General features: G+C 73.1%; 22 protein-coding genes, 1 tRNA gene and 1 other RNA gene. 9 read left to right on the forward strand and 15 right to left on the reverse strand.

Translation table 11 applies throughout. The annotated features are described in order from the left end of the window. Nucleotides 1-5 precede the first annotated feature (5 nt). The 7 genes from WMF24_RS47045 to rnr form a co-directional block, all read right to left on the reverse strand. A complete protein-coding gene (locus WMF24_RS47045) occupies nt 6-1,235 on the reverse strand; it encodes an MSMEG_0565 family glycosyltransferase (RefSeq protein WP_437734029.1) in 1,230 nt (409 codons plus the stop codon). Beyond that, the gene (locus WMF24_RS47050; protein WP_437734030.1) at nt 1,232-2,236 is read right to left on the reverse strand and encodes a sll0787 family AIR synthase-like protein; all 1,005 of its coding nucleotides are present in this window, start codon (nt 2,234-2,236) and stop codon (nt 1,232-1,234) included. Before WMF24_RS47050 ends, WMF24_RS47045 begins: the two co-directional genes overlap by 4 nt. Then, nucleotides 2,236-2,742, reverse strand: coding sequence for an MSMEG_0567/Sll0786 family nitrogen starvation N-acetyltransferase (locus tag WMF24_RS47055; protein WP_437734031.1), 507 nt, complete (start codon nt 2,740-2,742; stop codon nt 2,236-2,238). Before WMF24_RS47055 ends, WMF24_RS47050 begins: the two co-directional genes overlap by 1 nt. Then, entirely contained in the window at nt 2,639-3,940 is a 1,302-nt protein-coding gene (locus tag WMF24_RS47060) for an MSMEG_0568 family radical SAM protein (protein ID WP_437734032.1), read from the reverse strand. The genes WMF24_RS47055 and WMF24_RS47060 overlap by 104 nt, the downstream gene beginning before the upstream one ends. After that, nucleotides 3,885-4,913, reverse strand: coding sequence for a Nit6803 family nitrilase (locus WMF24_RS47065; protein ID WP_437734033.1), 1,029 nt, complete (start codon nt 4,911-4,913; stop codon nt 3,885-3,887). Before WMF24_RS47065 ends, WMF24_RS47060 begins: the two co-directional genes overlap by 56 nt. 14 nt (nt 4,914-4,927) lie before the next feature. Next, entirely contained in the window at nt 4,928-5,410 is a 483-nt protein-coding gene (locus WMF24_RS47070) for an MSMEG_0572/Sll0783 family nitrogen starvation response protein (protein WP_012241614.1), read from the reverse strand. 427 nt (nt 5,411-5,837) lie between these two features. Next, complete coding sequence (gene rnr, locus WMF24_RS47075; RefSeq protein ID WP_437734034.1) at nt 5,838-8,219, reverse strand: ribonuclease R; 2,382 nt, start codon at nt 8,217-8,219, stop codon at nt 5,838-5,840. Between the two features lie 92 nt (nt 8,220-8,311). Between rnr and WMF24_RS47080 the strand changes: the two genes are divergently transcribed. Together WMF24_RS47080 and add are read left to right on the forward strand one after the other, a co-directional pair. After that, the gene (locus WMF24_RS47080) at nt 8,312-9,688 is read left to right on the forward strand and encodes a vitamin K epoxide reductase family protein (RefSeq protein WP_437734035.1); all 1,377 of its coding nucleotides are present in this window, start codon (nt 8,312-8,314) and stop codon (nt 9,686-9,688) included. Nucleotides 9,689-9,758: 70 nt separating this feature from the next. Then, a complete protein-coding gene (gene add / locus WMF24_RS47085) occupies nt 9,759-10,937 on the forward strand; it encodes an adenosine deaminase (protein WP_437734036.1) in 1,179 nt (392 codons plus the stop codon). Between the two features lie 41 nt (nt 10,938-10,978). On the opposite strand, the gene nadE is transcribed toward add, so the two are convergent. Next, nucleotides 10,979-12,898 carry an NAD(+) synthase gene (gene nadE / locus WMF24_RS47090; protein WP_437734037.1) on the reverse strand — a complete coding sequence of 640 codons (1,920 nt, stop codon included), beginning with the start codon at nt 12,896-12,898 and terminating at the stop codon, nt 10,979-10,981. A gap of 11 nt (nt 12,899-12,909) precedes the next feature. Further along, a complete protein-coding gene (locus WMF24_RS47095; RefSeq protein ID WP_437734038.1) occupies nt 12,910-13,881 on the reverse strand; it encodes a hypothetical protein in 972 nt (323 codons plus the stop codon). A gap of 353 nt (nt 13,882-14,234) precedes the next feature. On the opposite strand from WMF24_RS47095, the gene WMF24_RS47100 reads away from it, so the two are divergent. From WMF24_RS47100 to WMF24_RS47110, 3 genes are all read left to right on the forward strand, one after another. Continuing rightward, entirely contained in the window at nt 14,235-15,098 is an 864-nt protein-coding gene (locus WMF24_RS47100; RefSeq protein ID WP_437734039.1) for a Crp/Fnr family transcriptional regulator, read from the forward strand. 251 nt (nt 15,099-15,349) lie between these two features. Beyond that, nucleotides 15,350-15,432: transfer RNA gene (locus WMF24_RS47105), tRNA-Leu, on the forward strand. 245 nt (nt 15,433-15,677) lie between these two features. Next, nucleotides 15,678-16,586 (forward strand): DciA family protein, encoded by a 909-nt coding sequence (locus WMF24_RS47110; RefSeq protein ID WP_437734040.1) that lies wholly within the window; start codon nt 15,678-15,680, stop codon nt 16,584-16,586. Here the strand turns inward: WMF24_RS47110 and WMF24_RS47115 are convergent. The 4 genes from WMF24_RS47115 to purD form a co-directional block, all read right to left on the reverse strand. After that, complete coding sequence (locus tag WMF24_RS47115) at nt 16,477-17,325, reverse strand: FHA domain-containing protein (protein ID WP_437734041.1); 849 nt, start codon at nt 17,323-17,325, stop codon at nt 16,477-16,479. The two genes, WMF24_RS47110 and WMF24_RS47115, sit on opposite strands and share 110 nt — an antisense overlap. Nucleotides 17,326-17,328: 3 nt before the next feature. Continuing rightward, nucleotides 17,329-18,207: an FHA domain-containing protein gene (locus tag WMF24_RS47120; RefSeq protein ID WP_437734042.1), complete on the reverse strand. Its 879-nt coding sequence runs from the start codon at nt 18,205-18,207 to the stop codon at nt 17,329-17,331. A gap of 168 nt (nt 18,208-18,375) precedes the next feature. Beyond that, on the reverse strand, nt 18,376-18,825 hold the full coding sequence (locus WMF24_RS47125; protein ID WP_437734043.1) for a hypothetical protein: 450 nt from the start codon (nt 18,823-18,825) through the stop codon (nt 18,376-18,378). Between the two features lie 9 nt (nt 18,826-18,834). Then, a complete protein-coding gene (purD, locus tag WMF24_RS47130; protein WP_437734044.1) occupies nt 18,835-20,172 on the reverse strand; it encodes a phosphoribosylamine--glycine ligase in 1,338 nt (445 codons plus the stop codon). Between the two features lie 268 nt (nt 20,173-20,440). On the opposite strand from purD, the gene WMF24_RS47135 reads away from it, so the two are divergent. Then, nucleotides 20,441-20,881, forward strand: a complete 441-nt coding sequence (locus WMF24_RS47135) for a deoxycytidylate deaminase (protein ID WP_437734045.1) — start codon at nt 20,441-20,443, stop codon at nt 20,879-20,881. Between the two features lie 95 nt (nt 20,882-20,976). On the opposite strand, the gene ffs is transcribed toward WMF24_RS47135, so the two are convergent. Next, an RNA gene (ffs, locus tag WMF24_RS47140) (signal recognition particle sRNA small type) lies at nt 20,977-21,066 on the reverse strand. 420 nt (nt 21,067-21,486) lie between these two features. Between ffs and WMF24_RS47145 the strand changes: the two genes are divergently transcribed. Beyond that, entirely contained in the window at nt 21,487-22,275 is a 789-nt protein-coding gene (locus WMF24_RS47145; RefSeq protein ID WP_437734046.1) for a hypothetical protein, read from the forward strand. A gap of 10 nt (nt 22,276-22,285) precedes the next feature. Here WMF24_RS47145 and WMF24_RS47150 read toward each other — a convergent pair whose 3' ends face one another. Continuing rightward, entirely contained in the window at nt 22,286-23,209 is a 924-nt protein-coding gene (locus WMF24_RS47150) for a hypothetical protein (protein WP_437734047.1), read from the reverse strand. A 91-nt stretch (nt 23,210-23,300) separates the two neighbouring features. Here WMF24_RS47150 and def point away from each other — a divergent pair, with 91 nt between their 5' ends. Together def and WMF24_RS47160 are read left to right on the forward strand one after the other, a co-directional pair. After that, entirely contained in the window at nt 23,301-23,876 is a 576-nt protein-coding gene (def, locus tag WMF24_RS47155) for a peptide deformylase (RefSeq protein ID WP_437734048.1), read from the forward strand. A 27-nt stretch (nt 23,877-23,903) separates the two neighbouring features. Next, nucleotides 23,904-25,583: a bifunctional metallophosphatase/5'-nucleotidase gene (locus WMF24_RS47160; RefSeq protein WP_437734049.1), complete on the forward strand. Its 1,680-nt coding sequence runs from the start codon at nt 23,904-23,906 to the stop codon at nt 25,581-25,583. Nucleotides 25,584-25,592 lie beyond the last annotated feature (9 nt).

Here is a 25,592-nt window from a genome sequence, read left to right on the forward strand (position 1 = left end):
TCTCTCTAGCTCCGGCGGGATCCGAGGAATTCGCGGTACACGCCGGCCGCGATGCGCGCCGATCGCTCCCACGTGTACTTCGCCGCGGTCTCCAGGGCCGCGGCGCGCAGGCGCCGCCTCGCGCCTCCGTCGAGGATAGCCTCCATGGCGCGGGCGAGATCGTCTGTTCTCGTGGGGTCGACGAGCAGCGCGCTCTTTCCGTCCTCGAGGAACTCGGTGAACGGAGGTCGCGCGGAGCTCACCACCGGCGCGCCCGACGCCATCGCCTCGAGCAGGACGAGCCCGAACCCCTCGCGGACCGACGGGAACACGAACGCGTCGGCGATGCGGTAGAGCGCCGGGATCAGCGCGTCCGGGAGCACGCCCGCGAGCACGAGCGGCGGCGGCGCGCCCGGCGTCGACGCGCCCGCGGGCCACACGCCGCCTTCCCGGGCGATCGCCTCGAACTCGCGCTGGTAAGGCGCGTAATCGAACAGCGTCTCTCCGCCCGCGATGACGAGCTGCGCTCCGGGGAGCCGCCGCCGCACCTCGAGGAACGCCCTGAGCAGGCCGATCGAGTTCTTGCGCGGCTCGACGCCGCCCACGGTCACGTAGAGCGGCGACCCCGTGGCGTCGAGCCGCGCCCGCAGCGCCGCCTCCTGGCCGTCCGGCGCCGGCGTGTAGCGCCGCAGGCTCACCCCGTTCGGGACGATCGCCGCGTCGACGCCGAGATCGGCCCGGAGCACGCGCCGCCACGCCTCGCTGACGGCGAGGCACGCGTCCGCCTCGCGCACGGAGCGCTCCTGGCAGGCGCGCAGGTACGGGCTGTCGTAGTCGTCGAGGTGGTGGACGGTGCGGAGGAAGTGGGGGATGCGCCCCTCGGCGCGCAGCGCCGCGAGCGCGTTCGCGCTGATGCAGTCCTGGGCGTGCCAGACGTCGTGCCGCCCGCCGAGGCGGCGCAGCCCTGTCGTGAGCTCCGCGATGCGCTGCTCCACGACCGCGTCGATCCCCGCCGGCGGGGGCGCGGCGGGCACGAGCACGTGGGGGCAGCGCGGGGCGCGGTAGAAGCCGCCCTTGTCCTTGTTGAGCGCGTAGATGCACACCGAGAGGCCGAGGTCGTGGAGCGCCTCCGCGAGCTCCACCGTGTGCACGACGCCGCCGCGCGGCTTCGTCGAGTAGGTGAGGAGCGCGACCGAGAGCGGCGCGCCGTCCTGGGCGCCGGCGCTCGTGGCGCCGTCCTGGGCGCCGGCGCTCATCGCGCCCCCCCGAAGCCGGTGAGCGGCGCTGCGGCGAGGTCCCAGAGCGTCTGCCGCTCGCCGCCGGCCTCCAGCGCGAGCCGCCGCGAGCCGTCGACCGAGCCGACCGCGGCGCTCGCGATCCCCCGCCGGGCGAACGCCGAGAGCACGTCGCCGGCGGCCTCGGGGCGCACGCTGAGCAGGAAGCCGTAGCTCGGGAACGCGAGGAGCCAGCGCGCGATCGACAGATCGCGCACCCCGCTCGGCCTCGGCACGGCCTCGACGTCGAGCACCGCGCCGGCGCCGGACGTCTCCAGCAGCATGAGCAGCGTCCCGGCGAGGCCGCCCATGCTGATGTCCTTTCCCGCGTCGCACAGGCCGGCCTCGGCGAGGGCGGGCAGGATCTCGAGGTCGCCGCGGAGCCGCGCCGGGTCTGCGCCGGTCGAGGCGTTCCAGAACGGGTGCTCCGCGTGCATCTCGCCGCGCAGGTCGATCGCCGCGACGAGCACGTCGCCGGGCCGCGCCGCGAAGCTCGTGATGAGCCGCCGCGCCCGCCCGGCGATGGCGACGGCGAGGGCGTTGTAGGGGCTGCGCGCGCTCGTATGCCCTCCAACGATCGGCACGCCGTACGCGCGCGACGCGGCGACCATGCCCTCCCAGATGGGCTCCAGCGCGCCCGCCGAGGTCCCCCAGACGACGTCGACGACGGCGAGGGGGCGCCCGCCCATCGCGCAGATGTCGCTGATGTTCACCATGATCGCGCTGTAGCCCGCGAAGCGCGGATCCCCTTCGAGGAACGCCGGCCAGATCCCCTCGGCGGCGAGGAGCAGGTACCCGTCCCCGTCCGGGATGGCCGCGCAGTCGTCGCCGATCGCCACGCGCCGGGCGCCGCCCGCGCTCTCCGCGCCGCCCGCGCTCTCCGCGCCGCCTTTGCCGGCCAGGAACCGCGCCGGGATCTGCACGTCCCGCTTCGCGAGGATGCCGAGCGCGCCGCGGAGCTCTGCCGCGAGGCCGGCGAGCATCAGCGGAGCCTCGACCCGGGCTGCGGGCGGGGCTCGGCGCTCGGCGGGTAGCTATCGAGGTCGGCCTGCATCAGGTGGTGCGGGTGGTCGCGGTACGACCGCTCCTCGAGGGAGCGCCAGTGGATGCTCTCGAAGAACGGGACGTTGGCCAGCTGGACGAGCGCGAGGAACCGGTGGCACCCCCAGCCGTGCGCCGTCGTCACCGCCTTGCGGACGAGCCCGCGCCCGACGACGCCCTGCTTTCGGTGCCCGCGCGCGACGCCGAGCCGCCCGCCGTACCAGAGGCCGGGCTCCGCCTCGTAGATGCGCACCGTGCCGACGACCTCCTCGCCCTCGGGCGCCCCGGAGAGCACGGCGGCGATGGGGAACGCGGCCGCGTCCCACTCGTCCTCGTCCGAGCCCTTAAACAGCCCTTGCTCGTCGCAGAAGATGGCCCGGCGCAAGCGGAGGTACGCGAGATACGTCTCCCTGCTCTGCACGAGCTCGAAGCTGTACGGTGCCGTCATCGGAGCTCCCCGAGGTTGTTGTCCATGCCGCGCCGGGTCCCGGCGGCGCCGCGGCCCGACCTTCCGCCTCGAAGCCCGAGAGCCCCGAGCAGGCGCCGCAGCGGGCGCAGCCCGCCTTCACGTCGTTCGATCGCATCCCCGCCCGCGCGAGCAGCGGGCCGATGCGCGTGTAGAGCGCTCGCATGAAGTCCGCCGGGGGCGGCGCGCGATCGGCCGAGCGCGTCCCCGGGATGGGCACGAGCGGGACGAGGAACGGATAGACCCCCATCGCGATGAGCCGCTCGCTCGCGTCGAGCAGCGACTCGAGCGAGTCGCCGAGCCCCGCGATGAGGTAGGTCGACACCTGGCCGCGCCCGAACACGCGCACGGCCGCCTCGAACGCCTCGAAGTACCTGGCCACGCTCACCTCGGCCTTGCCCGGCATCGCCGCGGCGCGCACCTCGTCCTCGACCGCCTCGAGGTGCATGCCGAGGCTGTCGACGCCGGCCGCGCGCATCCGCTCGAACCAGGCGAGGTCGTCGGGCGGCTCGCACTGCGCCTGCACCGGCAGGTCGACGCGCGCCTTGATGCCGCGCGCGCAGTCGGCGAGGTGCGCCGCCCCGCGATCGGCCGACCGCGGCGTGCCGGTCGTCAGCGTCACGTGCCGCACCCCGTCGAGCCGCGCCGCCGCCTCGGCCACCTCGCCGAGCTGCTCCGGCGTCTTCTTCGCGGTGGTGCGCCCCGCCGCGAGCGACTGCCCGATCGCGCAGAAGGTGCACGCCTTCTCGGGCTCCGCGTACCGGACGCACGTCTGCAGCACCGTCGAGGCGAGGACGTCCGCGCCGTGAAGCAGCGCGATCTTGGGGTAGGGGATCCCGTCGCGCGTCGAGAGGGCGTAGAAGCGCGGCGCCTTCACGAGGGCGATCGGCGCGAGCTCCTCGCCGTCCCGCGCGACGGTGCCGGCCCCGTCGCGCCCGATCCGCGCCACGAACGGCGACGCCGCCGCCGTGTCGGTGTGGATCGGGATCATCACCGTGGCGCCGCCGAGCGTCGCCGCCACGTGCTGGGTCGGCCCCGCCCCGCCGCGGCGCGATGTCCACGCCGGGCGGCGGTCCTCGCCGTCGCCGGCGGGCTCCGCGGCGACGGCGGCGCCCTCGGGGGCTTCAGCCAGCCTCAGGCCGAACGACTGGAGCTCGGTGATCAGCGTCTGGGTATCCATGGTCCACCGCCGCGGGATCGAGGGAAGAGGCCTTGGGGCTTGTTGCGCCGAGCGTGATGGCGCGCGGCGCCGTGTCCATCCACAGCCGCAGCACGTCGGGCCGGGCGTAGTGCCCGGCGGCATCCATCATCCGCTTTCGCTTCGTGATCAGCGCGAAATCGAGGTCCGCGATCGCCATCCCCTCGCCGTCGGTCACCGGCGGGCACGCGTGCATCCCCTCCGGCGTCACGATCGCCGTCATGCACCCGCCGCGCAGCACGCCCTGGAGCTGCTCGTTCGGCGCGACCTCCCGCACCTGCTCCGGCGTCAGGTACGCCGTGGCGTTCACGACGAAGCAGGCCGACTCCAGCGCGTGGTGGCGGATCGTCACCTCCATCTGCTCGGCGAAGATCGACCCGACGAGCGAGCCGGGGAACTGGCTGCAATGGATCTGCTCGTGCTGCGCGATGAGCGCGAACCGCGCGAGCGGGTTGTAGTGCTCCCAGCAGGCGAGGGCCCCGATCCTCCCGACCGCGGTGTCCACGGTCCTGAGCCCCGAGCCGTCGCCCTGCCCCCAGATCATCCGCTCGTGGTACGTCGGCGTGAGCTTTCGCCGATGGAGCGCGAGGGTGCCGTCCTTGTCGAAGACGAGCTGCGCATTGTACAGCGTCCCGTGATCTCGCTCGTTCACGCCGAGCACGACGACGACCCCGTGCGCGCGCGCGGCCGCCGCCACGGCCCGCGTCACCGGGCCGGGGACGGTGACCGCCTCGTCGTAAAGGCGCATGTGCTCCTTGCCCATCGCGGGCGGCGGGAGCACGAAGGAGAAGTACGGGTAATACGGGACGAACGCCTCGGGGAAGACGCAGAGCTCGGCGCCCTCCTTTGCGGCCCTGGCGATCGCGGCGACGACGCGCTCGGTCGTCCCGTCCCGGCTGCCGAGGACGGGACTGGCCTGCACCGCGGCCGCCCTGACGTTGCGCTTGAACTCCATCGACGGCGCCCGGGTCAGAGCGTCCAGGAATGGACCATGAACGCGTTGTCCCGGCGGTGGATGAGCTGGATATCGAGCACGTCGAGCGGGCTGATGGGCTTGATGCCCGGGATCAGCGCGTGCTCGCCATGGCCGTAGAGCGCCTGCAGCGCGAACCGGCACGCGTACACCTTGCCGCCCTCCTCCATGAACCGGCCGATCTGCTGGTTGACCGCGAGGTGCCCGGAGAACGCCTCGCTGCCGAGCTTCGGAAAGCCGCGCTGCAGGCCGAGCGTGACGCCCGGCCCGTAGAGCAGGATCGATGTCTCAAAGCCCTTACGCTGGAGGCGGATAGCCGTCAGCACGTTGACGAGGCCGATCGAGCCCTCGAACGCCACCGTGTGAAAGGTGACCAGCGCCTTCTCGCCCGGCTTCGCCTTGACGTCTTCGAAGACCTTCTCCTCGTAATCGACCAGGAAGTCACCAGCGTTGTAGGCGGGATACGTCGGCTTCGGCATTGGTTACCTCTCTCCTAGAATGGATTCGTTGAGACCATAGTGATTTTCTGAGCGCAACAAAAATGCAGGCGCTGTCCATTTTTTGGATCTCGCGTGGGTCGCGGAGGAGGTGCGATTGCGGATCTCGCGTCGACGAGCGCAGCGAGCGCGCCGCGCAGCGATCGACCGCCAATCGGCGCGGCGCGCTCCAATTGTTTCGAGGGGTTGTCCTCGGCCCGTCGAGGGATTGTCCTCGATGATTCCGGGATGTTTCGCGCCTGGGCCGCGAGACGGAGTGTTGCTGGGGAGGGGTGTGCCGGGGGCTCGGCAAACGGCCGACGCGGGCGGGGGGCCGACGCGGGCGGGGGGCCGACGCGGGCGGGGGGCCGACGCGGGCGGGGGGCCGACGCGGGCGTGCGATCACGCGGTCGGGCGCGACGTCGCGCAGTTACCGCTGCTTCTTTCGCTTCGTGCTCTTGCCGCCCTTGCCGCCCTTGCCGCCCTTGCCGCTGGTCTTGGCGCCCTTGGCGGTCCTCGTGCTCTTGCTGCTCTTGACACGACGTGTGGCCCGTGCGCTCGCCGCGTCGCGCCGCAGCCGGCGCGGCCTCGGCTCGTCCGACGCGCCGTCGCCCGCGAGCCGCCGGCCATAGATCGTGCGCCGGAGGATGGCGACGTCCTCGATCTGCACGAGCATCGAGTCGCCGATCGCGATCCGGTCCCCCGACCGGAGGCCGATGACGCGCAGCCCCTCGTCGTCGATCTCGTACTGATCCGGGCCGAGCGACTCCATGCGGACGAGCACGTCGACGAACGGATCCTCGACGTTCACGTAGACGCCCGTCCCCACGATGCCCGTGACGGTCCCCTCGAAGATGTCGCCGAGCCGCGACCGCATGACCAGCGCGCGGTGCAGGTCGACCACCTCACGCTCCACCTCCATCGCCTTGCGCTCGCGCTCCGACGCCGTGATGGCCGCCTCGCGCAGCCGCTCGATGGCCTGCTCGCTCCTGTCGACGCGCTCGCCGCGCAGCACCGCGCGGATGGCCCGGTGCGCGGTGATGTCCGGGTACCGCCGGATGGGCGAGGTGAAGTGCAGGTACGCGCTCGAGGCGAGGCCGAAGTGGCCCACGTTGGCGATGTCGTACACCGCCTGCTTCATCGCGCGGAGCAGGAGCATGTGGAGCACCTGCTTCTGCGGGTGCGCGTCGAGCTTCTTCAGGAACACGGACAGCCGCTTCGGGTCGGCCGCGTCCTCGGGATCGAACGCGAGCCCGAGCTCCCCGCACATGGTCGCGAAGCGCTCGAGCTTCGCCTGGTCCGGCGGCGCGTGGTACCGGAACACCGTGGGGATGCTCTGGTCCACCACGAACTGCGCGCACGTCTCGTTCGCGAGGAGCATCAGCTCCTCGATGAGCTGGTAGGCCTTCGCGACGCCCGGGTCGTGGCTGCGCTTCTGCACGTCGACGGGCGCGCCCGTCTCCGGGTCGAGCACCACCTTCGCCTCGGGCAGCTCCAGGTCGAGCGCGCCGCGCCGCATCCGCTTGCCGCGGAGCAGCCGCGCGAGGTCCCACATCACCTGGAGGTCGTTCCTGTACGCCTCGGCCTCGGGGCTGCGCGGCGGCTCCGCGGTGAAGCCGAGCGCGCGCGCCACGCCGGGGTAGGTGAGCTTCGCGGCCGACCGGATGTACCCCTCGATCACGCGGGCGCGCCGCACCGTCGCCGCCGGATCGAGCTCGACCTCCACGCAGAGGCACAGCCGGATGACGCCCGGCAGGAGCGAGCAGAGGTTCGACGACAGCGCCCGCGGCAGCATCGGGATCGCGCGGTCGGGCAGGTAGATCGAGTTGCCGCGCGCGAGCGCCGCCTGGTCGAGCGCGCTGCCGGGCCGCACGTAGTGCGACACGTCGGCGATCGCGATCCAGGCCCGGTACGAGCCGTCCTCCTCGCGGACGACCCACACCGCGTCGTCGTGATCGCGCGCGTCCTCCGGATCGATCGTCGGCATCGGCAGGTGCGTGAGGTCGGTGCGCCCCTCGAGCGCCTCGGCCGGCACCTCGTCCCCGAACGCCTCGGCCTCGGCGATCGCCTCCGCCGGGTGCCCCTCCTCGATCCCCTCGCGCATCAGGATCTTGGCGACCTCGACGTTCGGATCGCCGGGCGTCCCGAGCACGGCCTCGAGCACGCCCTCCGGGTTCTCCTCGGGCAGGTCCGGGAAGCGGGAGATCGACACGACCGCGGCCGCGCCGTCCTCGGCGTCGGCCGGCGTGAGCGGCCCGCCCGGCTCGCGCGGCACGATCACGATGGGCCCGCGGACGCGCCCGTCGTCCGGCTCGAGCCAGGCGCTCCTGCCCCGCCGCCGCAGCACGCCCGCGACGCGCGCGTGGCGCCGCTTGATGACGCGGACGATCTCGCCCTCCACGCCGCGCCGCGAGCGCGCCGCGATGCGCACCGCCACGGTGTCGCCGTGGAGCGCGCCGCCCATCGCCTCGGGCGAGATGTACACGTCCTCGGCCGCCCCGCCGAGCGACACGAAGCCGAAGCCGCGCGGGTGCACGGTCAGCGTCCCCTCGCGCTCGGCCCCGCGCGCCTCGACCTGCCGGGCGCTCATGCGGAACCGCTGGCCGGGGAGCGCGACGATGCTTCCCTCCGTCGACATCTCCTCGAGCAGCCGCTGCAGCTTCGTGTAGCGGCTCGGCTCGACGCCGAGGCGCTCGGCGATCTCGTTCGCGTGCAGGGCGCGCTTGAAGGAGGACAGCAGCTCGACCACGGCCTCCCGCCGGCGCGCGCCGGCGCCGGTCGTTGGGGAATCTCCTCGAGATGAAGAACGCATGAAACTCGACTAGCACGAGTCTCCTCTCGCTGGCTGTCTCCGCCCGGGTCCGGTATGCCTCGAGCCCCCTCCTCATCGAGCCGCCACGACCGATGCTGCTGAACTCGATCGCCCTGCTCCTCGCGCTGATCCTCCTCGTCGTCCTGGCCGCGAGGGGGAACCTCTTCGCGGTGCGTCCGTCCAGCGACAGCCAGGCTGGGCGAGGAGCGTCGGACGCTCATCGGGCGGGCCCCGAGGCGGCTGCGCCCACCGCCGGAGACAGGCAGGCAGGGCGCGCCCGGTTCTTCGTCGCGCTCTTCCGGCTCGCGCTCTTCGTCGCGATCGCGGCGAGCGCGGCGCTCGTCGTCGAGTACCAGAACGCGGGCGACCCGGCGTTCTGTGGCGCCGGCTCGGGCTGCTTCGCCGTCCGGGTATCGCCGTACAGCCGGCTCTTCGGCGTCCCGCTGCCGAACCTCGGCCTCGCCGCCTTCACGACGCTCATCGCCGCCTCGCTGCTCGCGCGCGAGCGCTGGCACCACGTCGCCATCGCCGCCGCGTCGGCGCTCGGCGGCCTCGGCGCCACGGTGCTCCTCGGCCTGCAGGCGTTCGCGATCGGCGCGTTCTGCGCGTGGTGCATCGCGGTCGACCTCGCGGCCCTCGCCGCCGCCGTCACCTCCGCCCTCGTCGCGTGGCAGGCGTGGCGCATGCCGCGCGTGGCCTTCGATCGCGCCGCCCAGGGGGGGCTCTCGGCCACCACGGCGTGGGGCCTGGCCTCGGTGGCCGCGATCGGCCTGCCGTTCCTGTGGGGCAACCACCCGGTGATCCCGCCGCTCCCGCCGGAGATCGCGGCGATGCAGGCGCCGGGCAAGGTCACGATCGTCGCCTTCACCGACTTCGAGTGCCCGTTCTGCCGCAGGCTGCACCCCGAGCTGAGCAAGATCGAGGAGGCCTACGGCGATCGCGTGCGCCACGTGCGCAAGATGGTGCCGCTCCCGAGCCACCCCGGCGCGCTCCCCGCGGCGAAGGCGTACGTCTGCACGCCCGAGGAGAAGCGCGAGCAGGCCGCGGCGCTGCTCTACAGCGCGCCGTCCAGCAGGCTCACCGAGGCGCGCGTCGCGTCCGTCCTCGGGCCGCTCGGGCTGCCGACAGCGGAGCTCGAGGCCTGCCTCGCCGCGCCCTCGACCGAGGCCGCCATCGGCGCCGACGTCGCGCTGTATGGGCGGATGGAGGCGCGCGGGCTCCCGCTGACCTACGTCGGGCGGCGCCTTGTGGTGGGGTACAACCCCGAGCGCATCCGCGATGCGCTGCGCCGCGAGGCCGCCGGCGATCCCCTGAGCCTGCCGCTGCCGTGGCTGTTCGTCGCCCTCTTCGGCGTGTCCGCCGCCGCCGTGGTCGTGGGAAGTCGGGATCGCTCGCGCGGCGGCGCGGGTGGCGACGGCGCGTCCCCCTCGTCCGCCGCGCCGCCGTCGTCCACGGCGCCGTCCTCGTAGGCGCAGCGCGTGAGCCGCGTCGCGCCCGCCGCCGCCTTTCGCGGGTGGTCGGCGGGTGACACAATGGCTCATGACTGATCATCCCGAGCTCGCTGGCAAGCTCCCGCTGGAGTTCTTCCGCCAGCTTCCCAAGACAGACCTGCACGTCCACCTCGACGGCTCTCTACGCCTCGAGACGATCATCGATCTCGCCCGCAGCCACCGCGTCGAGCTCCCGACGTACGAGCCGAGCGAGCTGCGCCGCGTGATGAACCTGGGCCAGAACTGCGGCTCGCTCGTCGAGTACCTCAAGGCGTTCGACATCACGCTGCGCGTCCTGCAGACCGAGGAGGCGCTCTACCGCGTCGCCTACGAGCTCGCGGAGGACGCCGCGCGCGAGAACGTCCGTTACATGGAGGTCCGCTACTCGCCGATGCTGCACACCCGCCTCGGGCTGCGCCTCACGAGCGTCGTCGAGGCGGTGCTCTCGGGGCTCAGGGCGGCGCACGACGCGCTGGGCATCGAGAGCAACGTCATCGTCTGCGGCATCCGCAACATCTCGCCGGAGTCGTCGCTCGAGATGGCGGAGCTCGCGGTGGCCTACAAGAGCCGCGGCGTCGTCGGGTTCGACCTCGCCGGCGCCGAGTACGACCACCCGGCGAAGCACCACAAGGCCGCCTTCCAGCTCGTCCGCCAGAACAACATCAACTGCACCATCCACGCCGGCGAGGCGTACGGCCCCGAGTCGATCGCGCAGGCGCTCCACGTCTGCGGCGCGCACCGCATCGGCCACGGCTGTCGCCTGCGCGAGGACGGCGACCTGCTCCACTACATCAACGATCACCGCATCCCGCTCGAGTGCTGCCCGTCCTCGAACGTGCAGACCGGCGCCGTGCGCGACCTCGCCTCGCACCCGCTCAAGCTCTACCAGAGCCTCGGCCTGCGGGTGACGGTCAACACGGACAACCGGCTCGTCACCGACACGACCGTGTCGCACGAGCTCTGGCACTGCCACACGAAGATGGGATTCGGCCTGAAGGAGATCAAGTCGACCATCGTGGCCGGCTTCAAGAGCGCCTTCCTGCCGTTCCACGTCAAGCAGGCGTACCTCCGCAAGGTCACCGAGGAGCTAGAGCGCTTCTCCGCCGACGGCTCGATCCGCCCCGCTCCGGCCCCCACGCCGCCCGGCCAGGAGGCCGTGGAGCTCATCCCGCGGGACGGGAAGGACGGCAGGCAGGCAGCCCCGGCGATCGAGAAGGCCGCCAACTGATCGAGAAGGCCGCCAACGGATGACCGACGGCCGAGCGGCGCTCAGCCGCCCTTCCACTCGGTCCGCTGCACGACGGGCAGCTGCAGCGCGCGCTCGCGGTCGAGATCGAGCGACCCGAGGTGGATGGCGATCGGCGACTGCACCCACTTGAAGATCGATCGCGAGAACAGCGTCGCGAACTTCTCGGCCCAGGACCGCAGCGCGGCGGGGTCCTTGTCGGGGAACAGGCTGGGCAGCGCCGCGGCGAGCTCGTCGGCGGCGAGCTTCTCCGCGCCGTGGAGGTAGAGGCACGCGTCGAGGACCTCGAACGGCATGAGCTCGGCCTCGCCCGACTGGTTCTCCGCGAGCTCCGGCCCCGCGGTGGTGGCGAGCGTCTGCTGGATCCCCTTGAACCCGAAGCGCTGAAAGAGGCGCTCGATCAGCGCGATGACGACGGTCTTCGGCAGGTTGGCGATCACGCTGAAGGCCCCCTCGAGGTCGCCGCCCACGGTCGTGTAGCCGAGCGCCTTCTCGCTCATGTTCCCGGTCTGCAGGAACAGCGCGCCGCTCGTGTTCGACCAGTTCCACATGCGCCCGCCGCGGATGCGCGCCTGCACGTTCTGCTTCGTGAGCTCGGTGAGCTGCCGGCCCTCGCCGACCATCGAAAGGGCGGCCTCCATCTCCCGCGGGAACGCGTCCTCGATCGGGATCACCGCGAACGACACCCCGAGATCCTCGGCGATCTGCGCCGCCGCCCGGTGCGTCGCGTCGCTGGAGTAGCGCGACGGCATGAAGAACGCGTGGAGCGAGGTCTTCATCCGGTCGCGCAGCGCCTGGCCCTCGAGGTCCGGGTGGAGGAGCTGCACCGCGCGCCAGGCGACGAGCAGCGTGAGGAGCGAGTCGCGGCCGCCCGAGAGCGCGAGGCCGATGCCCTTGAAGGCGCCGATCTTGCGGTAGTAGTCGGCGACGCCGAGCGCGAGCACCTCGTAGAAGTCGTCGAGCAGCTCGTCGCGCGGGGAGATCGCCGGCAGCGACGCCGACGGCAGGAACGGCGTCGTGCCCGGCGGCGGGGCGGGGTAGGCGAGGCGCGAGCGGTCCGCGGTCTCCCCGTCGACGCGGAGGACCTCGACCATGTGCGGCGAGGCGCGGCGGAACTCCTCGAGGTCGCTGCGCCAGGTGCTCGCCTCGCGGCGGCAGCGCGTCGTCCGGTCGAGGTCGACCACGGCCGCGGAGAACCCCTCGCGGAAGCGCGGCGCGTCCAGCATCGGCCGGCCGTTCTGGTTGATGTACCCGCCGCCGTCGAAGACGAGCCCGTCGTTGCCGCCGACGAGGTTCGCGTACGCGATCGTGCACTGGTTGTCCGCCGCGCGCGTCGCGATCATCTCGCGCCGGGTGCCCGTCACCCCGGCGCGGAACGGCGACGCCGAGATGTTGCAGACGATCTCCGCGCCCGCGTAGCAGCGGCGCCGCATCGGCCCGTCGGGCGACCAGATGTCCTCGCACACCTCGACGGCGATCGTCCCGAAGTCGAAGGCGAGGACGCGGTCGCCGCAGATCACGCCGCCCGCGTCGAGCTCCATGAACGGCATGCCGCGCGAGAACGTCCGCGCCTCGTAGAAGATGTTGTACGTCGGCAGCTTCTCCTTCGGGGAGAAGGCGAGCACCCGGCCGGCGTGGACGATCGCGCCCGCGTTGAAGAGGTCGCCGCCCACGCCGACGGTCACGCCGATGACGAACACGGTGCGGATCGACGCCGTCTCCTCGGCGAACCGGCGGAGCTCGCGCTGCTGGCTCTCGACGAACGCCGTCCACTGCACGAGGTCCTCGGCCGCGTAGCCGCCGATCACCTGCTCCGGGAAGACCGCCAGCGTGACGTCGTCGCGCGCCATGGCGTGGGCGAGCGAGAGGCACCTGTCGGTGTTCGAGCGGACGGCGCCGACGGTCGCGTTGACGTTGGCGATTCCGATCTTGACGAGTCGCATCGGGCGGCAGCCTAGCGCGGCAGCACGGCGCTGAGCAGGCCGAAGAGCTTGTCGAGCTCCCCCGGCGTCACGCGCCGCTTGGCCTTCACCCGGTCGCCCTCGGCGAAGAACCCGATCGGATCGACCACGCGGACCCTGACGATGGCGATGCGGAACGAGGTCGCGCGCTCGACCTCTTCGTTGAGGAACTTCGCGTCGCGGGCGGCCTGCTCGGGGCTCTCGCTCGGGCCGTCGAACGCGACGAGGGCGCCGCCGTCCTTGGCCAGCGTCACCGTGGCCTCGAGCGACCTCAGGGTGGGCGGCACGCGGGGCGCCTCGCGCGGCCCCTTCAGGCTCCGCGCCGGGTCGAGCGCCATGGCGACGGCGGCCTCGTCGCCGGTCGGCTCGGCGAAGCCCCCGGTGCCGACGAAGCGCCGCGCCTCGGGCGCCCTCGAGACCGGCAGCACCACGAGGAAGTTCGGCTCCACGGTCGCCACGACGCGGGTGTGCCCCTTGAAGGTGACGCGCACGGCGGGGACGCCGAGCCCCTCTTCCGGGGCCCCCGGCGGCTGGCTCCGCGAGAGGAGCGCGTCGAGCCCCGTGGCCAGCCGCTCGGGCGGCACGTTGTGCTCCAGGACGATCACCGCCTCGCCGGCCGCGTCCGCGCGCGGCGCGGTGACGAAGGCGCGCTCGAGGTCCCGCTCCGGATCGAGCCCCGTGCCGCCGAGCACGGGCCCCCACAGATCGAGCGCCGCGAGCCGCGCCATGATGGGGTGGCCCCGGGTCCGGTCGGCGTAGACGAGCACCGACACCTTCCCCCCGGCGATCGCCTGCGCGATCGCGGCCGCGTTGCGCGGCTTCGGGGGCGGCGGCGCCTCCGCCTCGAGCGGCGTCCCGGACGACGCGGAGCCGCACGAGACGGCGAGGAGGGCGAGGGCGACGACGAGGAGCTCGAGCGGCGTTCGGACAATTGCCGCGCAGAGCCCATGGCGAGCGGACTTCATCACCCGGGCGACGTTACCGGCACCACCTCGATCCTGCCAGCGGGGCAGCCCTGATCGGCGCTCCGGCGCGAACGCGCACGTCCGTGCGGCGACGCGGCGATCCGGCGATCCGCCGGGGCGTCGACGCGCCGCTCCGCCGGTGCGGTGGGCGCATCGAGGATGCGAGGAGGTGCGCGGGTTCGCGCGCCTCCTCGATCGCCTCGCGACCAGGCGGCCATCCCTCTTCCTCGCGTCGGCTCCTGGAGTAGGATGCGCCCCTCCGCGGTCACGCCGACCCCGTGCGCCGCAAGGATCCGCGTCTCGCAACGTTGCGGGCGCGGCGCCTGACCCATGTTGAAGAGGAGTGTCACCCCATGGCGGTCCGTCCTTCCGACCTGCACGCGATCCCCCTGTTCGAGAGAATCACGGAGGACCACCTCGACGAGCTGATGAAGGCGTTTCAGCGCCAGGAGGTCCCGACCGGCCACGTGCTCTTCGAGGCCGGGAGCGCGCCGGCGCACATGCTTCTCCTTGTGGAGGGCGAGGTCGCGCTGCTCGACGCGGGCGAGACGCGCTTCCGGCTGACGCCCATCTCGCCCATCGGCGAGCTCGGCGCGCTGACCGGCCTCCGGCGGACGACGACCGCGGTGACGACGCAGCCCTCGCAGATCTGGCGCATCGGCGTCGCCCAGCTCCAGGACTTCTTCGAGGAGCACGGCGACGTCGCGTACCCGTTCTACAACAACCTGCTCAACGTCGTTGCCGGCAAGATCCGGCGCGACGCGCGGCGCATCGAGGAGGTGCGCGCCAACCTCATCCGCACGCAGAAGGCGATGAAGCGGCTGCTCGAGCTCGTGCTCGACAGCGAGGAGACCCCGCTGAGCAAGGTCATCTGCTCGACGCTCGAGGATCTCATCGAGAAGAACCGCCGCTCGCACTACATGGTCGAGCCGGCGCACACGCTGAAGAGCTCCGTCCGGCTGGACAGCGGCGCGCTCGTCCCGGTCGTCGAGCTCTCCGACGGCTGGCTGCGCATCGCCGGTCTGCGCGACGCCGCCAGGGGCGCGCACTGGAGCGGCGTGCTCGTCCTGCCCGCGCGCGAGATCCCGGTGAGCGGGACGATCGACGCGGTCGACGACAACGGCGCGCTGGTGAAGCTCGACCTCCTGATCGACGAGTACGCCGCCGCGCTCCAGGACTACCTGACGCGCCTCCAGATGCTGGATTTCGTGGTGTGATCCGCGCGGCGCCCGCGACGAGCGCGGCGCCCGCCGCGCCGCAGCGTCGCCCTTGAGCGGCCGTGCGTCGCGCGGCGCTGCGCCATGAGACCGGGCGCCACGCGGCCTCGTGGCGCCCGGCATCGCCGCTCTCCCGCGCGTCGCGCCGCTTCGGGCCGTTCTCTGCCTGCTCGCGAACCGCGCTCAGACCGTTGCCAGGATCGTGCCCGGTGATCTACGGTTCCAGCAGCTCCCTGACATCGCGACGCTGAGCCGAAGTGGCGGAATGGCAGACGCGGCGGATTCAAAATCCGCTGTCCGCAAGGGCTTGTGGGTTCGAGTCCCACCTTCGGTACCGATTGCGGGATCCCTGGACGGGGCGCCGGCGCGCGCGCTTCGTCCTGTGTCCTCCCGGTGGCCGCTGCCGCCCAAAGCGCTCGCACATCCCGGATTTCCGCGCCTCGTGACGGCGCGCGCCGGCGTGCGGACGTCCTGGTCGCAGGGCGCTCTTGCGGGTTGCGGCCGTCCGTGACGCCGGGCGAGCGCGGACGGTGCGCTCCGCCGGAGCAATGCGCCGTCGGGCTGCTACGCTCGGCTCGCATGTCGCGTCGGACCGGAGGCATCGAGCGGCTGGGCGCCTTGATCCAGCGGGAGTCCTCGCTGTCTGCGCCGACGGAGGTCGACGCCGCGCCGATGCCGTTCCGCGAGTGGGAGGCCGCTGTCGGGTCGCGGATCGCGGCGCGCGCGCGGCCGCTCAAGCTCGAGCGCGGCGTGCTTCACGTGCGCGCGGCGAGCTCGACGTGGGCGCAGGAGCTCTCGATGCTCGGCGACGCGATCACCACGCAGCTCCGCGCGCGCGGCCTCCCCGTGCAGTCGCTCCGCTTCCGCGTCGGCAAGGTGGAGCCTGTCGCGCGTCCTCCGTGGCGCGAGGAGGTCCGCCCGACGCCGAAGGAGGCGCCGCTCCCGGTCGAGGTGCGGCGGGAGCTCGGCAAGGTGGCCGATGTCGAGCTGCGCGACGCGATCGCCAAGGCCGCCGCGAGGAACCTCGGCTGGCAGGAGGCGGAGGCGAGCGCGCGCCCCCGCGCCGCGCCGCCGCCCGTCCCCCCCGCGGCCCCGCCGACCGCGCCCCTCGCGGCGCCCCGCGCCACCCGCGCGACGCCGCCGCAGGTTCCACCGGGCACGCCGCCGGCCACCCGCGCCGCCGCGCGCGAGGCGCCGCTCCCGGCCACCCGCGCCGCCGCGCGCGAGGCGCCGCTCCCGGCCACCCGCGCCGCCGCGCGCGAGGCGCCGCTCCCGGCCACCCGCGCCGCCGCGCGCGAGGCGCCGCCGGCCCCGCGCACCTCGACCCGGTCCGCCGCGCCTCCTCGTGCGGCGCCGGACAGCGGCGAGGCGCCGCCCGCTACTTCGCCGCGACGAGCCGCTCCAGACCCTCGATCCGCTGCATCAAGAAACGCTCGGTCGGACCGAACGAAGGCGCCATCCGGCGAAGGTCGTCGAGGTAGATCCTGAGCGGCTGGATGTCGAGCGACTTGACGCGCCGGACCACGGTGTAGAGCTCGTCGACGACGGGCCCGGGCAGGGGGCGGCGCGCGATCGTGAAGAGCTCGAACGCGTAGTTGACCCAGCTCCCCTTCGTCGTCGCGCCGGCGAGGCGGGCCGCGTAGCGCGCCGCGAGCTCCGCGGCCGGCATCTCCAGCGGCACGTTCGTCCGCGCGCGGCTGAGGATGTCGATCAGCACCGTCTGCAGGATGCGCTCGGCCTCCTCGCTCCGGCCCATCGCGAGCGCCTTGTCGGCGAGGCTCGCGAGCAGGCGCAGCGACTGGAAGCCCTTCGAGCCGCCGTCCCCCGTCGGGCTCGTGAGCTCCGTCGGGTCGTCCGACATCTTGCGCATCTCGGTCATCGCCATCGCGCCGAGAGTCGCCGTCGCGCGCCGGAACTCGACCCCGTAGGCGTCGTGCGGCCGCGACTCCTCGCCGCCGTAGAGCAGCATCTCCTGGCTGCCGATGATGATGCGATCGCCGTCGACGAGCTCGCGCTGGCCCGAGATGCGCGTGCCGTTGACGTACACGCCGTTCCTGCTGTCGAGGTCGAGCACCGCGACGCCGTCGCTCCGCACCTGCAGCGTCGCGTGGCGCCTCGACACCAGCGGGTCGTCGAGCGAGAGCTGGCAGTCGCCGCTCCGGCCAATCACGAAGGGCCCTTCGGGGAGCTCGAAATCGTGCGCCAAGTACCGGAGGCGGAAAGGCATGGTCTATTTCAGTGCGCCGAGGCGCTCGAGCCCTTCGATTCGCTGGAGGATGAACCGCTCCGCCGGGGTACGTTCTCCTGCACGCTCGCGGAGCCGCTTCGCATAGCCACGGAGAATGGACATGTCGACGGCCTTCACCTTGCGCAGGACACTATACAGCTCATCGACGAGGTAGGCGGGAAGGAGCAGCTCGAGCCGCGTATTCAGCTCGAAAATGTAGTTGATCCAGGCCCCTCGGCTCGTCGCCCCGGCCAGGCGGGCCGCGTACGCGCTCGCCTTCTCGACGAGCTCGGGCTGGACGGCGCCGACGCCCCCCTCCCGGGCCTTCGTCAGGATGTCGTTGAGCGAGCGCTGGAGGATGCGCTCCGCCTCGTCGACCCGCCCCAGGGCGAGCGCCTTGTCGGCGACGCTGCCGATGAGGCTCAGCGCGTGCACGCGCTTGTCGGGGTGCTGCGGGATGATCCCGGGGAGCGACCGCCGCGAGGCGATGGCCGTCGCGCCGTCGTCCTCGCCCGAGGACATCTCGCTCATGTCGACCGTCCGCGCGTTCTGCTGCCGGGTCCAGATCGGCGCGCTCCGCGGCGAGTGCGTCGAGCTCGGCTCGATCGCCCCGAGCAGGAACATCTCCTGCCCGCCGATCGCGATCTTGTCGCCGTCCGACAGCAGCTGGCGCCCCGTGATGCGGGACCCGTTGATGAGCACGCCGTTGCGGCTGCCGAGATCCTCGATCGCCACGCCGCCCTCACCGACGGTCAGCAGCGCGTGCTTGCGCGACACCAGCGGGTCGTCGAGCGACAGCTGGCAGTCGGCGCTCCGTCCGATGAAGAACTCGCCGAGCGGCACCTCGAGATCGTGGGCGAGGTAGCGCAATCGGATGCCCATGATCGAGCCATACCAACAGCCCAACAGGCCGTCAAAAGTCAGCTTCCGGGCCGCGTGCTATTGGTTTGCAAGCCCACAAGAGCGCCCGTGGGGCCCGGGCAAACGTCCGTTGCCATCTTACAGTGTCACACCGCGACAGGCGGCGCGCGGGGCCGGCCCGGGCGGAGCTCAGGGGTGGCGGGAGAGGACCCGGAGCAGCGCGAGGATGAGCCGCGGGTGCGCGATGAGGCCGTAGATCTTGAGCTCTCCGCTGGCCACGAGGCGCGCGAGCTCGCGCAGGGGCCCGCTCTGGCGGCGGTGCAGCACGCCGAGCTTGGGGAGGCTCGGCCAGCGGTGGAACGCGATGTCGGGGAGCTTCCGCAGCGCCGCCTCGTCGCCGCAGAACGTGACGGACGGGATGCCGATGGCGCCGTCGTGGATGGTGAGGCGCCCGTGGTCGAAGCGCATCGTCATCGACGTGCCGGTGTCCTGCGCGACGACGAGCACGGCGCCGCGCAGCGCCCGGAAATCGGCCGCGCGCCGCGCGTCGCGGGCGAGGTGCTCGCGGATCAGCCCGCCGAACTGCGCGGCGAGCGGGTTCTCCTCAGCGCCCGGGGCGAGATCGATGATCGGCTCCATGGCGTCGCTTCACCCGGCCGCGCGCGCTCCGTCCACCCCGATGTCGCGGCGGAGCACCTTGCCGTCGAAGTCGATCGCGCTCGCGGCCCGGAACGCGCGCTCCCGCGCCTCCGCGAGCGAGTCGCCCGCGGCGGTGACGGCGAGCACGCGGCCGCCCGCTGTGACGATCGCGCCGTCCCGCTCGGCGGTGCCCGCGTGGTTCACGAAGGCGCCGTCCACCCTGGCCGCGGCGTCGAGGCCGCGGATCTCGTCGCCGGTCACGGGCGCCGTCGGGTAGCCGCGCGCCGCGAGCACGACGGTGAGCGCGTGGCGGCCGGGGGCGACGCGCGCCGCCCCGGCGTCGAGCGCGCCCGCCGCGGCCGACGCGCAGAGCTCGGCGACGTCGCCTTCGAGGAGCTCCATCAGCGCCTCGCACTCGGGATCGCCGAAGCGGACGTTGTGCTCGAGGAGGACGGGATCCCCGGCCGGCGTGATCATCACCCCCGCGAACAGCACCCCGCGGAAGGGCCTCCCCTCGGCGCGCATGCCGTCGATCGTCGGCCGGAGGATCTCGCGCTCGATGCGCGCCGTGAGCTCGGGGGTGACGCGGGCGCTCGGCGCGAACGCGCCCATGCCGCCCGTGTTCGGCCCGGTGTCGCCCTCGCCGACGCGCTTGTGGTCGCGCGCGGCGGGCAGGACGAAGATCGCCTGGCCGTCGCTGATGGCGTGCAGGCTGGCCTCCTCGCCCAGGATCGCGTCCTCGAGGATCACGGTCGCGCCGGCGTCGCCGAAGCGGCGGTCCACGAGCATGTCCCTCGCGGCCGCGAGCGCCTCGTCGACGGTCGTCGCGACGACGACGCCCTTGCCGGCGCAGAGCCCATCGGCCTTCACGACGATGGGCGCGCCGCGCTCGCGGATGATGCGCGACGCCTCGTCGAACGATCGCGCGATCTGGAACGGCGCGGTCGGGATGCCGTGGCGCGCGGCGAACTCCTTCAGGAACGCCTTCGACCCCTCGAGGCGCGCCGCCTCGCGGCTCGGCCCGAAGACGGCGACCCCCGCCGCGGCGAGCGCGTCGGCGACGCCGGCGCAGAGCGGCGCCTCGGGGCCGACGACGACCAGGTCGACGCGCTCGCGGACGGCGAGCCGTGTCACCTCGTCGGGCGCCAGGGACGCGAGGTCGGCGCGGCGGATCGGGGCGCGGCCCGCGGCGCCCTCGGCGCGGGTCCCGGCGTTGCCGGGCGCCACGACGACCTCGGCGACCGAGGGCGATCGGGCGAACGCGCGCGCGAGGGCGTGCTCGCGCCCCCCCGAGCCGAGCACGAGGATGCGGCGATCTGACCGGCGGCTGTTCGCGGTGGAGCTCACCCCCGCGCGCTACCACGCGGCGGCCCTCGCTGTCGAGGCGCCTCGCGCGGTCGCCGGGTCGGGAGGGGCCCCGCGGCGCCCAGCGTCGTGATAGAAGCGCCCGCGGGGCGCGCGGCGCGGCTCAGCCTGGGCCGCTGGCGCGCGCCGCCGGGCCGCCTCGCGAGGGGACCGGACGGCGGATCCCTGAACATTCTGGCGGGGACAGCGGGCGCGGATCCCCGGACATCGAGGGGACAGCGGGCGCGGATCCCCGTCGTGGAGACGAGCGATGACTCACCGGGCTTCGTGGGATGAATACTTCATGCGCATCGCCGAGGTCGTCGCGTCGCGGGCGACCTGCGACCGGAAGCACGTCGGCGCGGTGATCGTGCGCGACAAGAGCATCCTGGCGACCGGGTACAACGGCTCGATCCGCGGGCTGCCCCACTGCGACGAGGAGGGGCACCTCATCGAGGACGGCCACTGCGTGCGCACGATCCACGCGGAGGCCAACGCCATCATCCAGGCGGCGCGGAACGGGGTGCGGATCGACGGCGCGACGGTCTACGTCACCGCCTCGCCGTGCTGGGGGTGCTTCAAGATGATCGCGAACGCGGGCATCTCGCGCGTCGTCTTCGGCGAGTTCTACCGCGACGAGCGCATCTTCCGGTTCGCCACGGAGCTCGGGATCGAGCTCGCCCCGCTGACGCCGCGCGAGACGCCCGCCTGAGGCGCTGCGCGGGCGCCGCGCGCCTCGCGTGAGCCCCCGCGGCCCCCCGCCGTGCGCGCGGGAGCGAGTCGGACCCAGAAGTCAGGCCCACAAAAAGCAAGTGGGCCCGCCACACCCGCTTTCCGCTACCGTTGCTCCCTTCCGGGCCTGGCGGGGTTCACGGCGCGCTGTCGGCGGACCCATGAGGTTCAGGCGCTGTCGCCTGACGCAGGGACTTCGTAACCGAAGCCCGGGTCCGTGTCGAGCCCCAAGGTCGCGTGCCGTGCGCTTTGTCGCCGCAGCGCCTGGCGGCGCCTCGCTCGACCTATCTGGACATGCCGGCTCCTCATCTGGACACGTCGGGGCCTCATCTGGACACGTCGGGGCCTCATCTGGACACGTCGGGGCCTCATCTGGACACGTCGGGGCCTCATCTGGACACGCCGGGGCCTCATCTGGACACGCCGGGGCCTCATCTGGACACGCCGGCTCCTCATCTGGACACCCCGGGGCGCATCTGGACAACCCCCGGGCCACATCTGGACACATCTTCCTGGCGAACGGCCTCGGGCGTGCATAGCCCGGGGCTTGCCTCGTACGGGAAGGACCGTACGCTTGGAGTTGTCGTGAATCCGTTCGATGCCGAGGACGAGGGGCGGAGCAGCCGGTTGATCCCGGTGCTCATCTTCATCGGCTCCGCAGCGCTGGCGGCGGCTGCGCTCCGGTTCGCCTGGCAGCAGCCGGTGGTCATGGCGGCGGTGCTCGGCGTGGTCCTCGCGTTCGCGGCCGCCCGCTGGCTCGCTCGCCGGAAGCTGCGCCGGCTGCTCCGCTCGGGCGACGTGCGGTCGGTGCTCCAGCGCTGGTCGCCGACGCTGCACCGCATCCCGCACCCCGCGACGATGGCGCCGCTCATGACGGCGACGGCGTTCGCCGCGTACGGCTGGGTCGAGAAGGCGCGCGCGGCCATGGCCGCTGCCGAGCGGGGGCCCGCCTGGGACGCGGCCCTCGAGCACCGGCTCTTCCTGGACACCCTCCTCTGCACCTTCGAGGGCGATCGCGACACGGCCCTCGAGCAGGCGGGCCGCCTGGAGCGCCTCCCGCTCCCCGACGTCAGCTCTCCCTTCCGCGACCGGGTGGTCACGCTCCGGGCGGCCGCCGGCGCGCTCGCCCGCGCCTTCGCCCACCAGAGCGTGCCGGGCGACCGCGCGCTGCTGGAGCGCGCGAGCGAGGCGAGCCCGCTCGTCTTCTGGGCCATGCGCTACGCCGCGGCCGTCGTGGCCATCGACGAGGGGGAGCTCGCCCGGGTCGAAGGGCTGCTCGCCAACGCGCCCTCGTGGCCGCAGGAGTCGACGTTCCGCGCCTTCCACGACGAGATCGCCGACCGCGCCGGCCTCCCCCGCCCGGCGAGCGCGTAGCGCGCGCGGATCAGCGCTCGAACAGCGTGCGGATGGTGCAGGTCGGCCGCGCCTCGGGGGCCGCGCCGGCGGCGTCCTTCGGCGGGTCCGGCACGAAGGCGCCGAGCGCGCCGAGCGCGTTCCCCATCGCGAACGTGCGCAGCACGATCCTCGCCCGCATGCCCGCGAAGCACGGCTTGCGGTAGGCGACCTCCACCCTGCGGGCGAGCACCGCCGTATCGTGGCCCTGCGCGGCGAGGCGCCGGAGCGCGGCCTCCGCGAAGAGCCGCGGGTACACGAGCGAGTTCACGTGCTGGTTCCCGTCCGTGTGATCCAGGCCGAACGCGACGGGGATCGGATCGAGGGCCGGCTCCGCGTCGAACGGCTCCGCGCCCTCCGGCAGGCCCATCAACGCCTCCGGCGAGCGCCACGCGTAGCGCTCGGGCGGCACCGCCGGCAGATCCGGCGACTCGAAGCGCAGCACCTTGCGCGCCCCTGCCTCCGCGAACGGCCGCGTGAAGACGTGCTCCGCGAACACGCGACCGACCTGGATCGGCTCGCCGGCGCCGGGCGGCGGCGGGCCGTAGGTCCGGCTGCGGCGCGCGCTGGCCGAGAGCCACATGGCGAGGATCAGCCGGTTCACCTCGGCGGAGGCGTCCTCCGTGTGCGCGAGCTGGTAGCGGCCCCGCAGCTGCAGCGGCTCGCGGGCCGCGATCGGCCCCTCGCCGCCCTCGATGACGAGGCGGGTGAGGATCGGGATGACCCCTTGCGCGCTCATGAGCGCCGAGATCGGGCTCGGCGCGATGAGCTTCGCCCAGAGCGCGGGGCCGAGGCCGTGCGGCAGCGCGTCCAGCATCACCCGGCCGTTCTGGCTGACGTCCTCGAAGCGGAGGTGCATGACGGCGGTGGCCTGCTGCTGCTCGGGGACGTGCGGCTCGTCGGGGAAGTCGTGCATGCGTCCTCTCCATAGCTGACGCTGCGGCGCCCCGCATGGCCTGGCGCGTGGGCGGCCGGTCGGGGGCGCGCCCGTATGGTACGATCGCCGGGTGACGCTCCTGAAAGTCGCCCACATCGGCAACCCCATCCTCAGGCAGCGAGCGCGCGAGGTGACGCCGGAAGAGCTCTCCTCACGCGCCATGCAGACGTTCATCGACGACCTCGTGGAGACGATGCGCGACGCGAACGGCGCGGGCATCGCCGCGACGCAGGTCCATGTGCCGGTGCGCATCTTCGCGGTCGAGGTGCAGGACAACCCTCGTTATCCGTACAAGCCCAACATCCCGCTGACGATCGTCGTCAATCCGGTGATCGAGCCGCTCACGCAGGAGACGTTCGAGAACTACGAAGGCTGCCTGAGCGTCCCGAACCTGAGGGGCGTCGTCGACCGGTACACCGAGATCCGGCTGACCGGCCTCGATCGCGAGGGAAGGCCGATCGACCGCGTGGTGCGCGGCCTGTCGGCGGGCACCTTCCAGCACGAGAAGGACCACGTGGACGGCGTGCTGTTCGTCGATCGCGTGAAGGATCCGCGGACGCTCTGCACGTGGGCGGAGTTCGACCGTTACCACAAGCAGCCCTTCGTCGAGCGCATCGTCCCGTTCATCCAGCGGATGGGCGGCTGAGGTGCCGCGCCGCGCGGAGCCCCGGCGATGACCGCGATCGCGGCCCGGGAGGAGCCCGCGGCCCGGGAGGCGCCCGCGGCACGCGAGGCGCCCGCGGCACGGAAGGCGCCCGCGGCCCGGGAGGCGCCCGCGGCAGGGGAGGCGCCCTGGGCTCGCGCGAGGCGCGGCATCGTCGCGCTCGGCGCTCAGGCGCTCCTGTGCATCGCGGCGTGCGACGCTCGGGAAGCGGCGTCGGCCGCGGAGGCGCCGGCCCAGGCCGAGCGCGCGCCGGCCACGATCACGCTCCTCTACACGACCGACGAGCACGGGTGGCTCCTGCCCACCGCCGAGCAGGGGAAGGTCCTCGGCGGCGCCGCCGAGATGCTGGCGCAGTGGGTCTCGCGGGAGCGCCACTGCGCTGGACCGGCGCCCGGGGCTCCGCTGCACATGGCCCCGTCGACCGCCTGTCAGGGCGCGCCGACGCTCGCGCTCTCGGGCGGCGACAACTGGACCGGCCCCGCGCTCTCTTCCTATTTCTCGGGCGCACCGATGGCCGACGCGATGGCGCGCATGGGCTACGCCGCGTCGGCGTTCGGAAACCACGAGTTCGACTTCGGCAGGGAGGCGTTCCTCCAGAACAGGACGCGGTCTCGGATCACCTACCTCGCGGCGAACCTGCGCGTGACCGATCCGTCGCTCTCCGCGTTCGCGCTGCCGTCGTTCGCCGTGTTCGAGCGGCGCGGGCTGCGCGTCGGCGTCATCGGGCTGGCGACGGCGCGCACCCGCGAGGCCGCGACGGCGAGCCGCTTCGACGGCATCGATTTCCAGGGAGAGGAGGCGGCGCTCTCGCGCGCCGTCCCCGAGGCGTGGCGCGCCGAGCCGGACGCGCTGGTGCTGCTCGCGCACGCGTGCCAGGACGAGCTCGGGCCGATCCTCGCCCGTCACCCGGAGTGGCGCCTGTCCTTCGTTGGGGCAGGGCACTGCCACAGGAAGGCCGAGCTCCGCGTCGGCGGCGTCCCGCTCATCAACCCTGGCTGGCGGATGCGGAGCTACGCCCGCGTGTCGCTCGAGATCGACCCCCGGCGCCCGCTGCGCCAGCGCGTCGTGTCGACCTCCACCGAGATCGTCGACGTGTCCCACCCCGAGGGCGCGCCCCCCGTCCCGCCCGACGAGGCGATCGCCAGGGCCAGCGCAGGCTGGCAGCGGGCGCTGGACGACGCGCTCGGCGAGCAGATCGGGTATTCGAGCGCCGGCATGGAGCGCGACTCCCCCGAGATCCAGCGCTGGATCGCAGAGGCGTGGCGAGACCAGCTCGGGGTCGACATCGCGATCCTGAACAGGGACGGCATCCGGCAATCCGTGCCCAGGGGCCCGATCACGAGAGCCACCGTGTTCTCGGTCCTCCCGTTCGACAACAAGCTCGTCATCTGCTCGCTCCGGGGCAGCGAGCTCCGCGAGGCGCTCCGCCATCCCGAGGCCGTGTTCTTCGGTGTGTCGCCTTCAGCCGACGGTCGCCTCGTCCTTCAGGACGGGAGCCCGCTCGACGAGGGGCGCCGCTACACCGTCGCGACGATCGATTTCCTCTATCTCGGCGGGGACGGCTTCCGCTTCAAGGCCCAGGACCCTTCTCCGCGCTGGACGGGCCTCGACTGGCGCGCGCCGGTGATCGCGTGGACCCGTGCGCTCGGGACGAGCGCGCGCGCACCGCTGGACGCGCGCTTCCGCTGACGCGGGGGG

It is taken from the genome of Sorangium sp. So ce1335 (assembly GCF_051521615.1).
GTDB lineage: Bacteria > Myxococcota_A > Polyangia > Polyangiales > Polyangiaceae > Sorangium.

What these genes read in the sequence shown, in the direction of transcription:
- WMF24_RS47070 (WP_012241614.1), bottom strand. Translation starts at nt 5,410, where the DNA reads ATGCCGAAGCCGACGTATCCCGCCTACAACGCTGGTGACTTCCTGGTC.
- nadE (WP_437734037.1), bottom strand. Translation starts at nt 12,898, where the DNA reads ATGCGACTCGTCAAGATCGGAATCGCCAACGTCAACGCGACCGTCGGC.
- WMF24_RS47150 (WP_437734047.1), bottom strand. Translation starts at nt 23,209, where the DNA reads ATGCACGACTTCCCCGACGAGCCGCACGTCCCCGAGCAGCAGCAGGCC.
- WMF24_RS47045 (WP_437734029.1), bottom strand. Translation starts at nt 1,235, where the DNA reads ATGAGCGCCGGCGCCCAGGACGGCGCCACGAGCGCCGGCGCCCAGGAC.
- rnr (WP_437734034.1), bottom strand. Translation starts at nt 8,219, where the DNA reads ATGCGTTCTTCATCTCGAGGAGATTCCCCAACGACCGGCGCCGGCGCG.
- WMF24_RS47125 (WP_437734043.1), bottom strand. Translation starts at nt 18,825, where the DNA reads ATGGAGCCGATCATCGATCTCGCCCCGGGCGCTGAGGAGAACCCGCTC.
- WMF24_RS47115 (WP_437734041.1), bottom strand. Translation starts at nt 17,325, where the DNA reads ATGCCTTTCCGCCTCCGGTACTTGGCGCACGATTTCGAGCTCCCCGAA.
- WMF24_RS47050 (WP_437734030.1), bottom strand. Translation starts at nt 2,236, where the DNA reads ATGCTCGCCGGCCTCGCGGCAGAGCTCCGCGGCGCGCTCGGCATCCTC.
- WMF24_RS47065 (WP_437734033.1), bottom strand. Translation starts at nt 4,913, where the DNA reads ATGGAGTTCAAGCGCAACGTCAGGGCGGCCGCGGTGCAGGCCAGTCCC.
- WMF24_RS47055 (WP_437734031.1), bottom strand. Translation starts at nt 2,742, where the DNA reads ATGACGGCACCGTACAGCTTCGAGCTCGTGCAGAGCAGGGAGACGTAT.
- add (WP_437734036.1), top strand. Translation starts at nt 9,759, where the DNA reads ATGACTGATCATCCCGAGCTCGCTGGCAAGCTCCCGCTGGAGTTCTTC.
- WMF24_RS47095 (WP_437734038.1), bottom strand. Translation starts at nt 13,881, where the DNA reads ATGAAGTCCGCTCGCCATGGGCTCTGCGCGGCAATTGTCCGAACGCCG.
- WMF24_RS47110 (WP_437734040.1), top strand. Translation starts at nt 15,678, where the DNA reads ATGTCGCGTCGGACCGGAGGCATCGAGCGGCTGGGCGCCTTGATCCAG.
- WMF24_RS47160 (WP_437734049.1), top strand. Translation starts at nt 23,904, where the DNA reads ATGACCGCGATCGCGGCCCGGGAGGAGCCCGCGGCCCGGGAGGCGCCC.
- WMF24_RS47060 (WP_437734032.1), bottom strand. Translation starts at nt 3,940, where the DNA reads ATGGATACCCAGACGCTGATCACCGAGCTCCAGTCGTTCGGCCTGAGG.
- WMF24_RS47080 (WP_437734035.1), top strand. Translation starts at nt 8,312, where the DNA reads ATGCTGCTGAACTCGATCGCCCTGCTCCTCGCGCTGATCCTCCTCGTC.
- WMF24_RS47120 (WP_437734042.1), bottom strand. Translation starts at nt 18,207, where the DNA reads ATGGGCATCCGATTGCGCTACCTCGCCCACGATCTCGAGGTGCCGCTC.
- WMF24_RS47135 (WP_437734045.1), top strand. Translation starts at nt 20,441, where the DNA reads ATGACTCACCGGGCTTCGTGGGATGAATACTTCATGCGCATCGCCGAG.
- WMF24_RS47100 (WP_437734039.1), top strand. Translation starts at nt 14,235, where the DNA reads ATGGCGGTCCGTCCTTCCGACCTGCACGCGATCCCCCTGTTCGAGAGA.